Annotated in this window: 12 protein-coding genes; 6 read left to right on the forward strand and 6 right to left on the reverse strand. The window is 58.3% G+C overall.

Annotated elements, in window-relative coordinates; all coding sequences use genetic code 11:
• Positions 1-49 precede the first annotated feature (49 nt).
• The 4 genes from QVZ43_RS03750 to dctP form a co-directional block, all read right to left on the reverse strand.
• Positions 50-475 carry a GlcG/HbpS family heme-binding protein gene (locus QVZ43_RS03750; protein ID WP_223794444.1) on the reverse strand — a complete coding sequence of 142 codons (426 nt, stop codon included), beginning with the start codon at positions 473-475 and terminating at the stop codon, positions 50-52.
• A 22-nt stretch (positions 476-497) separates the two neighbouring features.
• Positions 498-2,033, reverse strand: coding sequence for a TRAP transporter large permease (locus QVZ43_RS03755; RefSeq protein ID WP_302908928.1), 1,536 nt, complete (start codon positions 2,031-2,033; stop codon positions 498-500).
• Positions 2,030-2,734: a TRAP transporter small permease subunit gene (locus QVZ43_RS03760; protein ID WP_302908929.1), complete on the reverse strand. Its 705-nt coding sequence runs from the start codon at positions 2,732-2,734 to the stop codon at positions 2,030-2,032. Before QVZ43_RS03760 ends, QVZ43_RS03755 begins: the two co-directional genes overlap by 4 nt.
• 98 nt (positions 2,735-2,832) lie before the next feature.
• Positions 2,833-3,876: a TRAP transporter substrate-binding protein DctP gene (dctP, locus tag QVZ43_RS03765; protein ID WP_411722668.1), complete on the reverse strand. Its 1,044-nt coding sequence runs from the start codon at positions 3,874-3,876 to the stop codon at positions 2,833-2,835.
• A gap of 366 nt (positions 3,877-4,242) precedes the next feature.
• Between dctP and QVZ43_RS03770 the strand changes: the two genes are divergently transcribed.
• The 6 genes from QVZ43_RS03770 to astE all read left to right on the forward strand — a co-directional run bounded on the left by QVZ43_RS03770 (position 4,243) and on the right by astE (position 9,454).
• Entirely contained in the window at positions 4,243-5,001 is a 759-nt protein-coding gene (locus tag QVZ43_RS03770; protein ID WP_302909640.1) for an FCD domain-containing protein, read from the forward strand.
• Positions 5,002-5,156: 155 nt separating this feature from the next.
• Positions 5,157-5,927: an ABC transporter ATP-binding protein gene (locus tag QVZ43_RS03775; RefSeq protein WP_223794448.1), complete on the forward strand. Its 771-nt coding sequence runs from the start codon at positions 5,157-5,159 to the stop codon at positions 5,925-5,927.
• An 87-nt stretch (positions 5,928-6,014) separates the two neighbouring features.
• Positions 6,015-6,770, forward strand: coding sequence for an ABC transporter substrate-binding protein (locus tag QVZ43_RS03780; protein ID WP_223794449.1), 756 nt, complete (start codon positions 6,015-6,017; stop codon positions 6,768-6,770).
• Positions 6,771-6,819: 49 nt separating this feature from the next.
• Entirely contained in the window at positions 6,820-7,524 is a 705-nt protein-coding gene (locus QVZ43_RS03785) for an ABC transporter permease (protein ID WP_302908930.1), read from the forward strand.
• A 3-nt stretch (positions 7,525-7,527) separates the two neighbouring features.
• Positions 7,528-8,253, forward strand: coding sequence for an ABC transporter permease (locus QVZ43_RS03790; protein WP_302908931.1), 726 nt, complete (start codon positions 7,528-7,530; stop codon positions 8,251-8,253).
• 160 nt (positions 8,254-8,413) lie between these two features.
• On the forward strand, positions 8,414-9,454 hold the full coding sequence (gene astE, locus QVZ43_RS03795; protein WP_302908932.1) for a succinylglutamate desuccinylase: 1,041 nt from the start codon (positions 8,414-8,416) through the stop codon (positions 9,452-9,454).
• Between the two features lie 12 nt (positions 9,455-9,466).
• Here the strand turns inward: astE and QVZ43_RS03800 are convergent, their stop codons facing one another.
• Positions 9,467-12,493, reverse strand: coding sequence for an efflux RND transporter permease subunit (locus tag QVZ43_RS03800; protein WP_302908933.1), 3,027 nt, complete (start codon positions 12,491-12,493; stop codon positions 9,467-9,469).
• On the reverse strand, positions 12,493-13,572 hold the full coding sequence (locus tag QVZ43_RS03805; RefSeq protein ID WP_302908934.1) for an efflux RND transporter periplasmic adaptor subunit: 1,080 nt from the start codon (positions 13,570-13,572) through the stop codon (positions 12,493-12,495). The genes QVZ43_RS03800 and QVZ43_RS03805 overlap by 1 nt, the downstream gene beginning before the upstream one ends.
• Between the last annotated feature and the right edge of the window lie 45 nt (positions 13,573-13,617).

Below are 13,617 nucleotides of genomic sequence, written 5' to 3' on the forward strand. Positions count from 1 at the left end.
TCACCGGAATGCCCGGGGACTAGCCCCGGGCATTCCGGTATGACAGGCATCAAGCGCGTTTGGTTTCAAAATGGTCGATACCCGCCTGGGCACAATCCATGTCCTGCTGGGGCGTACCGGAACTGATGCCGATACCGCCAACCACTTCGCCACCAACAGCCACCGGCAAACCACCGCCCACCGAGCTGATACGGCCACCCACTTCGGTGTGGATACCGAACGCGAGACTGCCCGGCACATTCACCTGGTTGTATTCGTGGGTGGCTTTGCGTGCTGCTGCTGCTGTGAACGCCTTGTCCTGGGCAATGGTAATACTGGTGACCTTGCCGCCGTCCATCCGCTCGAAGGCAATCAGGTTGCCGGATTCGTCCACCACCGCAATGCACATGGGCACGCCAATTTCCCTGGCCTTGTTAGCCGCGCCCTCAATCAGGATCCGGGCGTCGTCCAGATCCAACCGTTTAACCGTCAACATAGTGAAATACTCCTCTTAAAAATCAGCCATATACCTGATTGGGCAGCCAGGTAACGATGCCCGGAATCAGGATGCACATAAACAACCCGAAGGCCTGGATCGCCAGGAACACCAGGGAAGACTTGAAGATTGTACCCATGGAGATTTCCGGCGGACACACGCCGCGAATATAAAACAGCGCATAGCCAAAGGGTGGACTAAGGAACGACATCTGCATATTCACCAAATAGAGCACACCGAACCAGAGCACCACATCCTCACCGCTCACCGGCGGAAAGCCCATCAGCCCCGGGAATTCCAGAGCCTCGACGATCGGAATAAAGATAGGTACAGCCAGTAGCAAAATGCCAACCCAATCCAGGAACATGCCCAGAATCACCAGCAACACCATCAGCAGGAACAGGATGCCGTAGGCCGAGAGCCCGGTGCCGAGAATGGCGTCGGTGACGAACTGCTGCCCGCCCTGGAGGATATAGAAACCGACAAACACCGAGGCACCGAACATGATCCACAGCACCATGGCGGAAGCCTTGGCGGTAGTCACGGAGGCCTCGCGCAGGCCGCTGATGGAGAACTTGCCATGCATCAGCGCCACGACAATAGCGCCAAATGAGCCGATACCCGCGGCCTCAACCGGCGTGGCGATACCCCCGAACAGCAGCCCCAGAACCAGCCCCACCAGAATCAACGGCGCAATCAGTCCACGCAGCAGAATCAGCTTTTCCTTCAGTGAGATCCGCTCTTCAACAGGAACCGGCGGCCCCAACTTGGGGTTGAGCCAACTGCGGACCAGCACATAAGTGATGTAGAGGCCGGACAACAGCAGGCCAGGCAGTACAGAACCAAGGTAAAGTTCGCCCACCGATTGCTGGGCCACCACGGCGTACAGGATGGCCAGAATAGACGGTGGAATCAGGATCCCAAGGGTGCCCCCTGCCATGATCGAACCGAGTGCAATCTTGTGGTCGTACCCTCGCTTGAGCATCGCCGGCAGGGCGATAATCCCCATGGTAACCACGGCCGCACCAATCACCCCAACCATGGCAGCTAGAATGGTGGAGGCCAGGATAGTTGCTGTCGCCAGACCGCCGCTCAGGCCACCCATCCACTTGTAGACCACACTGAACATTTCCTCGATCAGGCCAGCCCGCTCGAGCATGGACGCCATGAAAATGAACAACGGAATCGCCGCCAGGTCCGAGTTGGTCATCATCGGGAAGATCCGGCTGGGCACGATGTTCAGCATCAGCGAATCGCCAACCAGATAGATGAACATGACCCCAAGGCCGCCGGTCACAAACGCCAGTGGCAGCCCCATCATCAAGGCCACGGCCAGTGAACCAAACATCAGATAAGTCAGCGGTCCTATCTGGACGTCAGACAAACTGCCCGCCAGCTTGAACAGGAATTTCTCGTCACTGAACGGGTCGTAGAAAAGAATGTTGATCAGTTCCACACAGAGCACGAAAGCCAGTGCCGCTGTGCCCAGAATCATTAGCCAGGTACCCAGCTTCCCCCAGAGGTTGCTGCCCGGCGCGGTTGCGATATCACTGCTCATGCGTTGCGCTCCTGGCCCAGTCGAATGAAAAGAACGATGTCCTTGATCAGTTTCGAAATCCCCGCCAGCAAGAGCAGCAGAGAACCGAGTACCATCATGCCCTTAACCGGCCAGTACTGGATGCCCCAGGTCTCAACGGTCGTTTCGTTCATGGAGTAGGAATTCTGGAAGAACGTCCATGAGGTAATAAGAAGGATCAGGGCAAACATAAAGAAGAACAGCGAGGTGAAGATGTCCATGCCCACCCGGCCACGCACCGGCAGCAGGTTGTAAAGAACATCCACCCGAACGTGAGCACCGTGCAACAAGGCAAAACCACCCGCCAGCAGATACTGCATCCCCAGCAACAGGAAGCTGGCCTCATGCACCCAGATGGTCGGCATGTTGAACAGGTAGCGCATCACCACTTCGAAGAAATAAAACACCACCGCGTTGATGGTCCAGAAGGACACGAACACACCGGATTTTTCGCAAATCCAGTCAACGGTCTTGGTAAACCAGTTGCCCTCGAAATGAAGTGACAGCAGAGGATCGTCCTCCTCTGCCTGAATTTCCGCTGGCGTTTTTTCCGGTGCGCTCTCCCCGCCACCGTGATTACTGCTCCATTTGTCCCAGGCCATCATGATCAGGGGCATCACCGCCAGCCAGCCCCAGTAAAACCAATGTGGCAACACAAATCCGAAGCCTTCAAGATCTGACATGTTGTTGCTACCTCAGCCACAAAAGAGGGAAGGTGGGCTGCATCCTTCCGGAGCAGCGCCGCTCCTTCCCTATCGATTTTTGTTGTTGATCCAAAGGGTTATTTACCCTCTACACCCTCAAGATCAGACTCGTCGATATACCCGACGGTGTCGTTCATCATGTATTCCAGCTGCATGTCGAAGATCGCACGGGCATCCTCATCCTTGTTGGCCCACTTGTACCAGATCGGGATGGCAGCACGACGGAACTCCTGCAGGTCTTCCTGACTCAGGCGGCTGACGGTATCGCCGGATTCCTTGAACTTCTCCATCGCCTCGATATTGCGCTTCTGGATGGTCAGGTAGTGCTTCTGGGAGTAGTTACGTACTTCGTCTTCCACCAGTTGCTGTAACTTCGGATCCAGCGCGTTCCAGGCCCGCAGGTTCACGGTCAGGTCCATCAGGTCAACCGGCTGGTAGATGGACATCACACCGGGAGGTCCGAACAGGATGTAATCAGTCACCTGGGAGAAGCCCAGTTCCCAGTTCACCGCCGGTCCCACATAGTCGGCCGCATCAATGGTGCCCTTTTCCAGCGCCGGGAAAATGTCGGAACCCGGCAGGCTCACGGTGGACACACCGAACTGCTGGAACACTTCGGCAACCATGCCGCCCGGCACACGGATTTTCATGCCTTTCAGGTCTGCAAGGCTGTTAACCGGCTGCTTGGAGTGAATAATGTTAGCGTCGTGCTGGATCGGTCCGACGTAAAACAGACCGAACTTCTCGTAGATTTCCCGGGTTTTTTCCAGCATGCCCATGGAATAGAACATGGTGTCCCACTGGTGGGGCTGGTCCGGACCGGCCGGATAAGATGACAGGAAGACAGACGCGGGGATTTTACCGGACCAGTACAGGGTAAACGGGTTCATGCCCTGCAATACGCCGTTACGAACCGCGTCGAAAAGCGCGTTGTTATCCGCCGCAACAGCCTTGGCCGGGAAGGGTTTGAAAATCAGCTCACCGCCGGATTTTTCTTCAATGCTCTGACACCACTCTTCGAACAGATCATACCCGACGGTGCCGGCGTCCCAGACGGACTGGATTTTCCAGGTGGTGGCGGCCTGAGCCTGACCACTCCCCAGCATTAAAGCACCAGCCATGGACAGCCCGAGGGCCGCGGTTTTCAGAAAGCTTCGGCGAGGCGGTGCCTCTGCCTGATCACACGTGGTCCACGTTATTGTGTTGGGTTTCATTGCCACATCTCCGTTAGCGTTGTTTTTATCTATGTCGGATCAACGCCGGCGCGATGCATCGCAACTGCCGACATTAACAAGATATTCGTCACCAATTCGGTTTTAGTCCAGTAAACAGGGAACTGGTCAGACCAGTTTTTCCAATCAGGAAAATGGACGAATTCCCTTAAATCAGCCATATTTACAGCGCTCTGGCCCGGAAACAGAACAACAACACCGGCTGACTATGTGCCGCCTCACTGGTCAGACCAGCACGCAATCATGGAATCATTCATGGCTATTTCCCAGGAAATTTCATACCGACTGGAACGACTCATCCTTGATGGAGGGCTGGCTCCGGGACAAAAAATCCCTTCCGAACGGCAATTGTCGTCGCGACTGGGAGTGTCCCGCTCAGTGATTCGGGAAGCCCTGCACGAATTGCAGGGGCGTGGCGTTATCGAAACCCGGCACGGCAAGGGTTCCTTTGTTGCCAGCATGGTTCCGGAACCGGAGGAACTGAACGAGCAGAGCCCCCTGATGCATCTATATGAAGGGCACCCACGCACCCTATACGACTTGCTGGAAGTCCGGGAACAGCTGGAGGGACAAGCGGCCTATCTGGCGGCGCAGCGGGCGACCAGTCTGGACAAACACCGCATTTCCAAGGCCTTTCGGGCGCTGGAAGAAACCGACCCGCTCAGCAACGCCCGGCCCGACCACAATTTTCACCAGGCCATCGTCGAAGCCTCCCACAACCCGGTGCTTGTGCACGTGCTGAGCAGCCTGAAGAACATGATGCTGATGACAGTCCATGCGTCCGTAGTGAATCTCAACCCGCGCCAGGAAATGCGCGGACAGATCATCCGCCAGCACAAGCAACTCTATAACGCCATTCTGGCGGGAAAAGCCAATGCTGCTCAAAAAGCAGCCGTTGCTCATGTACGTTTTGTGAGCAATGCTATGAAGAAGCTGGAGATGGAAGGGCGGGAAGTCATCCGGATGCCAGCCATGAAAACATCGCCCGATCAGCAGCACTTGACAAGCCTGTGAGCCAATTGTGGCGCGGGATTGGCCCGAATGACGAAGCCTGTAGGGACGGGCCTTACAGCGGGGTTCTGAAACAAAACCCTGCATTTCAGGTCTTGATTTCTATCAACTCAATCCGTAAAACATGCGGCTTTAAATGACAGCTTCAGGAGCTACCCATGGCGGACCAAGCGCCTTTGATCTGCAGGGATATCCACAAAACCTTCGGCGAACTTGAAGTCTTGAAGGGCGTGTCCCTGGAAACCCGCAAAGGAGACGTTGTCTCCCTTATTGGAAGTTCGGGTTCCGGAAAGAGTACTTTCCTGCGGTGCATCAACCTTCTTGAAACCCCCACTTCCGGCGACATTATTGTCCACGGTGACCCTATCCGGTTCACCGAGAATCGTCGCGGCGAGCGTGTACCGGCGGATAACCGGCAGGTGGAACAGATTCGCTCAAAACTGTCCATGGTGTTCCAGAGCTTCAACCTCTGGTCCCACATGACGGTTCTGGAGAACATCATTGAAGCACCGGTTAACGTGCTGAAGGTTCCCAAGAAAGAGGCGATCGAACGCGCAGAGGCTTACCTGCAAAAGGTAGGCATCTATGAGCGTAAGGACTACTACCCCGCCCAGATGTCTGGCGGTCAGCAGCAGCGTGCAGCGATTGCCCGTGCTCTGGCCATGGAGCCGGAAGTCATGCTGTTCGATGAGCCGACTTCTGCCCTGGACCCTGAGCTGGTTGGTGAAGTCCTTAAGGTCATGCAGAGCCTGGCCGAGGAAGGCCGGACCATGATCGTGGTTACCCACGAGATGGCGTTTGCAAGGGATGTGTCAACGCAGGTCCTGTATTTACACCAAGGCAAGATCGAGGAACAAGGCACCCCTGACAAGGTGTTTGATAACCCGGATTCCGAACGGATGAAGCAATTCCTTGCTCCCAAGTTCTGATTCCCGGTGCTATCTTGATCACGAGCTTTAGTGTGAAATTTTCATAAGAAATAAGCCGAAAAGGCAGACCACTAGGAGAAGTGACACATGAAAAAACTGTTTGTTGCAGCAAGTTGTGCCCTGGCCATGGCGGCCGGCACCGTTCAGGCAAAAGACTGGAAAGAAGTTCGCATCGCATTTGACGTGCCTTACGCACCGTTCGAATACAAAGATGAGAACGGCGAACTGACCGGCTTTGAAGTAGAACTGGCTGAAGCCATGTGCGAACAGATGAAGGCCGACTGCGAATTTGTTATCCAGGCTTGGGACGGCATGATCCCGGGACTGCTGGCTCGTAAGTTCGACGCCATCATGTCCTCCATGTCCATCACCCCTGAGCGTGCTGAGCGTGTTCTGTTCTCCGAGCCGTACTACAACACCCCGGGTGGCTGGTTCGGCCGTACCGACTTCAACACCGACGTAACCGACATGGAAGCCATGAAGGGCAAGACCGTTGGTGTTCAGCGCGGCACTACCATGGACACTTACGTGACCGAAGAAATGGCTGACGTGGTAACCATCAAGCGTTACACCACCGCCGACGACATGGTGCTGGACCTCGAAGGTCAGCGTCTGGACGTAGTCTTCGTTGACTACCCGGTTGGTGAACAGACCATCCTGAGCAAAGAAGGCTTCAAAGAAGTTGGTGAGCCTGTGAAGCTGGGCGAAGGTGTCGGCGTTGCCATGCGTCAGCGTGACAAAGACCTGGCCGGCAAAGTAAACGCCGCCCTGAAGAAGCTGAAAAACGATGGTACCTACGACACCATCATGCAGAAGTACTTCAGCTACGACATCAAGATGTAAACCTCCGGGGGTGGCCGCCTAGGCCACCCCTGACCTACCGGACTATTCCATGCTCGATCTGAAAGGCTATGGCCCGGCTCTCTTTGAAGGGGCCATTGTTACCGTTGAACTGGCCTTCCTCTCCCTAGCCCTGGCGTTATTCATTGGCTTGATAGGTGCGTCCTCCAAGCTGTCTAACAACCGGGTAGCCAGAGGCATCGCAACGGCGTACACAACCCTCATCCGAGGTGTACCTGACCTGGTCATGATGCTGCTGTTCTATTACGGCGGCCAGGTGGCAGTGAACAACCTGTCGGATTTTCTCTGGGACAAGTACGAGATTGATTTCTTCTTCCAGTTCAATCCGTTCATTTCAGGCGTCGTGACCATTGGCCTGATCTTTGGCGCATACATGACCGAAACCTTCCGGGGCGCGTTCCTGGCGGTGGAAAAAGGTCAGATTGAAGCGGCCAAGGCGTACGGATTTTCCAACTGGCACACCTTCCGGCGGATCATGTTCCCGCAGATGCTGCGCCACGCCCTCCCCGGCCTGGGCAACAACTGGCAGGTACTGCTGAAAACCACGGCACTGGTATCCATCATTGGCCTGACTGACATGGTCCGGGTTGCCGAGGAAGCGGCCAAGGCCGAGCGCATGCCGTTCCACTTCTTTATTCCCGTAGCGGCGATGTACTTGCTGCTGACAGCCGGCTCCGAGCTGTTCATCAAGTGGCTCGACAAGCGGGCGAATGCCGGCGTGGTTAAGGGGGGATAAGACATGCCTGAATTTATTACCGAGTGGCTGAATCAAAACGAAATTTTCACCGCCATGACCATGATGGAATACTGGGATGGTCTGGTGAGTACGGTTCAACTGGTCTTTCTGTCCCTGGTGATCGGCCTGATTCTGGCCATCCCGCTGGCCATCATGCGGACCAGCAAAAACCATTTTGTGTCCGGCCCGGTGTGGATCTTTACCTATGTATTCCGGGGCACACCACTGCTGATCCAGCTGTACATCATTTACTACGGCATCGCGCAGATTCCCGGCATCCAGGACACCTTCTGGTGGGATATTTTCAAAGAACCGTTCTACCCGGCTCTGCTGGCCTTTGTCCTGAACACCGCAGCCTACACCACCGAGATCATTCGGGGCGCCATCGTGGCTACACCAAACGGTGAGATCGAAGCAGCCAAGGCTTATGGCATGAACTGGTTCATGCGCATGCGCCGCATCATCCTGCCGAGCGCGGCACGTCGAGCGGTTCAGGCCTACTCCAACGAGGTCATCTTCATGCTGCATTCCAGTGCGATTGCCAGTGTGGTGACCATCGTCGACCTGACCGGCGCAGCGAGAAACATCTACTCGCGCTTCTACGCGCCGTTTGATGCCTTTATTGCGGTGGCGCTGATCTACATGGCACTGACGTTCCTGCTGGTATTCCTCTTCCGCAAGCTGGAAAACCACCTCCTGCGGCACCAGCGCCCGGCCGGCAGCTCCTGAGGGAGCAGCCGTTCGGTATGGTTCCCGGGCTGGCAGGGTGTTGCCCCCCGGGAACCATCTACCTGTCTTCGGGTCTCTGAACCCAACTCCTGAACCATTTCGGACTGAATCCCAGGCAAGCAACACCCTGCTCTCCTATCGATCATGACGGGGACGCACCATGACGATTGATCACACCCTTTTCGACACGGCCTCAGACTGGCTCGCGCATACCCTTGAGCACGCCTCGAAAGACATTACGGAAACCCATACGCAACTGGCCGACGGCACCCGGATTAACCGCAAGGCACTGGGCGTTCTGGAAGTCATCCCGCCAGCGGACAGACCAAACCCCAACAATGAAGCCCTGATCATCTCCGCAGGTGTACACGGTAACGAAACCGCTCCGATTGAAGTACTGAACGGTCTGGTCAGTGAGTTGCTGAACGGCGAATGGCAGGTGGCCTGCCCGCTGCTGCTGATACTGGGCAACCCGCCAGCCATGGTCCAGGGTGATCGATTTACCGAAGCGAACATGAACCGGCTGTTCCATGGCGCCCACGGCAAACCGGAGTACCAGGGTCTACCCGAGGCGGCCCGGGCCAAACAGCTCGAAGACTTCTGCCGGGATTTCGCCAGCCGCCATGAGGGCGCCCTGAACCACTACGACCTGCACACCGCAATCCGGCCGTCCCAAAGGGAGAAGTTCGCCCTGTATCCGTTTGTGGAAGGCCGCAACGCGCCCAAGGACCAGTGCGACTTCCTGCTGGAAGCCGACGTGGACACCCTGCTGCTGCAACACAAAGAGGGCACCACGTTCTCATCCTTCACATCCTCCCAGCTGGGTGCCGAGAGTTTCACTATCGAACTGGGCAAGGTCCGCCCGTTCGGCGAGAACGACGTGAACCGCTTCACCGGCATCCGGGATGCCCTGCGCCGCCGTTTCCGGGGCCAGCCGGCACCCGCCCAGGACAGCGACCGGATGACGGTATTCAAGGTGGTCTTTGAAATTCTGAACACCGGCGACAGCTTCCAGTTCCACATTCCGGACGATGTCGCCAACTTCACCGAGTACGCCACCGGCGAGGTGATCTGGGAAGACAACGAAACCAGCTACCGGGTAGGCGACATTCCGGAATCCATCGTCTTCCCGAACCGCAAGGTGCCGGTTGGCCAACGGGTAGGACTGCTGATCAGGCCCCTCGGTAACGAGCAAGCCTGATCAGACAGACGATCAGGCCGGAGCGTTCACCGGCTCTGGTACACGGGTGCTGATGACCTTGCTGCACAAGGCAGGGATCATCAGCAGCGTGAGCATGGTGGACGCCAGCAGGCCGGAGATAATGGCCCAGGCCATGGGCGGCCAGAGAGTTGAACTGGAGAAGGCCAGCGGCAAGAGTCCGGCAACGGTCGTCGCCGTGGTCAGCAATATCGGCCGGGTTCTCTGCTCGACGGCGATGCGCACCGCATCCCGAATCCCCTTACCTTCCGTCAGTTTCCGGTCCATCACATCCAGCAAGACAATGGCGTTGTTCACCACGATGCCCACCAGGGCAATCACCCCCAGCATCGACTGGAAGCCAAAGGGCGAGCCGGACAGCACCAGCCCGGGAATAATGCCCACGGCAGCCAGTGGCACCGTCAGCAGAATAATGCCCACCCGGCGGAACGAGTTGAACTGCAGCAGCAGGAAGAACAGCAGCAGAAGCACGCCAATGGGTGCGGCAGTGAGCAGTGCGGTGTTGGCATCGCCGGATCCTTCTGCATCGCCACCCAGTTCCATCCGTGTCCCGCCGGGCAACGGATTGCTCTCCAGCCCCTGGTTGAGGCCATCCAGTGCCTGACTGAAACTGTAACCGGTCAGCAGGTTGGCGGTGACCGTATTGGTCCGCACGCCGTCTCGCAGGTAGCTCACCGCTGGCTCCCAGGTGGTGTCCACCGACGCAATGGCCGACAAGGGCACCGCATCGCCACGGTCGTTGTAGATGTTCACAGACAACAGGCGGGACAAGGGTAACGCCGTGCCTTCACGGGACCGGAGGACCAGCGGGATCGGATCGTCTTCCTGCCGGTAACGCTCAGCGACCACCCCGAAACTCTGCCCGTACAGGCTCTGGGCTACATCGGCACGGGTCAGCCCGTAACGGGCTGCCGAGGCATCATCCACATTGATCGCGATACTGGGCACACCCAGATCGATGTCATTGCGGACGTCCGCCGTGCCTTCCACATTCCGAAGGATCGAAAACACCTGCTCCACCGCCCGGGTGCGAACCGCGTCATCCGGATGGTAGAGCCGGATCTCGACCGGTGCCGCCCGGGGAGGCCCCTGCCCCAGTATGCTGACACTCACATCCAGTTCGGGCATGTCCTCCTTCACGAAGGCTCTTACCCATTCCATCATTTCCGCGGTATCTTCCAGGGCCGGGGTGCGCACAACCAGTCTCGCCCGGTTCGGTGCCTGGGGCGCACGCTGCAGATTGTAATAGAACGCAGGGCCTGAAAAGCCAACAAACCGATGCACTTCCAGGGCATCCGGCTGGGTCCGGATAGCACGCTCAAGCTTGGCCGCAGCCTCGGCCGTGCGCTCCTGGTCCGTCCCCTCGGGCATGTACATTTCGACAATCACCCGAGGCCGATCGGCATTCGGGAAAAACTGTTTCGCCATAAACGGCGCCATGGCCATGCTCACGACAACCAGCAGACCACCTACGGCGATCAGCCGGCCGGGGTAACGAGCCACCAGCTGGCCAAGAAACACCGCCAGCCCGGCTAACCGATCCTTGCCAGTCTGCGCTCTGGGCTTCAGGAAGCGCACCGCCAGCAGGGGAACCGCGGAAATAGCCAGCAGGTAGCTCACCGAAAGGGTCAGCATGATCATAACCGGGATACCCCGGGTAAAGTCGGCGGTGCCCCCGGTCGCTAGCAACAAGGGCGCAAAGGCTGCCAGCGTGGTGGCGGTAGACGCGCCCAGCGGTCCGGCCAGTTCCGCAATAGCGGTCTTAAGGGCATCCAGGCGTGCCATGCCAGCTTCCAGATGCCCCTGAATGTTCTCTACGATGACAATGGCGTTGTCGATGAGAATGCCCAGCGAGATGACCATGCCGATCACCGCAATCTGATGCAGAACCCCGCCTCCCAGGTCGTACAGCCCGACGCTGATCATGGCCACCATGGGCAGAATGGACGCCACCAGCAGCCCCATACGAATGCCCATACCAAGGAACACCACGGTCACGATGATCATCACCGAGAACAGCAGGCTCCAGGCCAGGTTATCCAGGCGGTCTTCCACCTTGTCCGGCTGGAAAAACATTTCCCGAATGTCGTAAGGCTCAAACTCTGACCGGATCAGGTCCAGTCGCTCACGGACCCGCTCACCAAAGCGGATGGCATCGGTACTGCCCTCCTCCATGATGAGGTTTACCAGCACCACTCGCTCACCGTCGAACCAGGTTTCCGGCTGCCGGGGCTCAACCGGCCCACGCCAGACTTCGGCGGCGGCAGCCAGGGGCACCTGGGAGCCGTCCGGCAGTTCGATAGGCGTGGCCCGAATGGCCTCGATATCGGCAAATTCGCTGTTCGGCAGTACCGACAGGCGGCGGCCGTCCACCACCACAAAACCACCCGGAATGGTCTGGTTCCGTCGCGCCAGGGTGTCCATCACCCGTGTGGGTGAGATACCCAGCCGATACAGGGCGGCGTCATCCAGCGCCAGGGTAATCTGCTCGTCCGCATCGCCATCCAGTTCGATCCGGGACACGCCCTGAATGTCCAGCAATTCCTGTTTCAGACGTTCAGCAACTGAGGACAGCTCTGTCACCGAGGGCGAGCCACCAACCGCCAGCACGATGGCCGGGATATCAATGAGCCGGTCATCCAGGGACATCTGGCCGACGTCATCGGGGAAGTCCTGACGGGCACGATCCATGGCAAGGCGCACCCGGTCCCAGGCGGCATCGGTTTCGTAGATGTCGTCATGCAGACGCACCCGGACAAGGGCAACGCCGGTGCGGGCGGTACCCTGGGCAAAGTCGACCTCTTCGACCTGACGAAGTTCATCCGCCAGGGGACGCATGACCAGACGCTCGACCGCATCGGCGCTGGCGCCGGGGTAGCTGACCGTGACCATACCGGCCCGGTAAGGGAATGAGGGATCTTCTTGCCGGGGCATGGTGACGTACGCTGCAATTCCCAGCAGGCAGAGCATGGTGACCACCATGCCCAGCAGGCGCTGGCAGCGGAGAAGGTAACGGACCATCAGTGCACCTCCACCCGATCCCCGTCGGTCAGACGGGTCATGCCGGCGTAGACCACCTGGTCGCCCGGAACCAGAGCGTCGGAACTGACCAGGGCACGCTCGCCCAGAATCCGATCCACGGTGACCGGAACCCGAAGAGCCTGGCCATCACGAATCCGGAACACCCCCGTGCCCTCTGCCGTTCGGGTCACCGCCACCAACGGTACGGATGCAGCGGCAGTACCCTCGGGCGTAATGCCCACTTCCACCGGCTCACCCGGCTCCAGGGAATCGACCGGCAGGCTGACCAGTATCGGGTGGAGTTCACCGCGAATGGCTCCGGCCTGGGCGATTTCCAGTACCGAACCGGTGAGCACCGGCAGGCTTCGATCCTGTACGGACCAGATGGATAACGCCTGCCCAAGGGCAACGTGATCCAGCAAATAGGCAGGCACCCGGACCTCGACTTCCCTGCCTTGGGGTGAGGACAGCCGCATCACCGGTTGGCCGGCCGCCACAAATTCGTCCCGCTCCACCAGCAACGCTTCCACCCGGCCGGCAAACGGGGCCCGCAGAGTGCTTTCTTCCAACAGCTGCGTGGCTTCTGCGAGCGAGGCTTTGGCCGTTGCCACGCTCGCTTTCAGGGCATCCCGGCGGGCGGCAATCTGTTCGAGGCTCTGTTCGGAAACCACGCCCCGCTCATGCAGGCGATTTGAACGCAACCACTCCCGACGCGCCTGTTCGTACTGCGTATTCAGCTCCGCCAACCGGGCCTTTGCGGAGTCCCGCGCAGGCGCCAATGCCGGACTATAGACTCGGGCCAGCACATCGCCCGCCGCCACTTTCTGCCCCAGCTCCACCGCCTGCTCTTCCAGCCGCCCACTGACTTGGAAGGTCAGCGTTGCCCGCTGACTGGCCCGAACAATGCCGGAAAACCTCAGGGGCACACCCGTGGACTCACCCCCGGTCACTTCCGCGACCCGCACCGTTACCGCCTCGGGCGTCGATCCCGCACTGACATCACCAGCCTTGCAGCCGGCGAGTATCCACGGAAACACAATCAGAAGGGTTGCAGCGTAAAGTTTGGCTCGTGGTTTCATGGCTCGTCCTTTCATCCCTGCTCTGTTCGGTGGCGAATGCCCTCT

Source organism: Marinobacter suaedae (assembly GCF_030519635.1).
Classification (GTDB): domain Bacteria; phylum Pseudomonadota; class Gammaproteobacteria; order Pseudomonadales; family Oleiphilaceae; genus Marinobacter; species Marinobacter suaedae.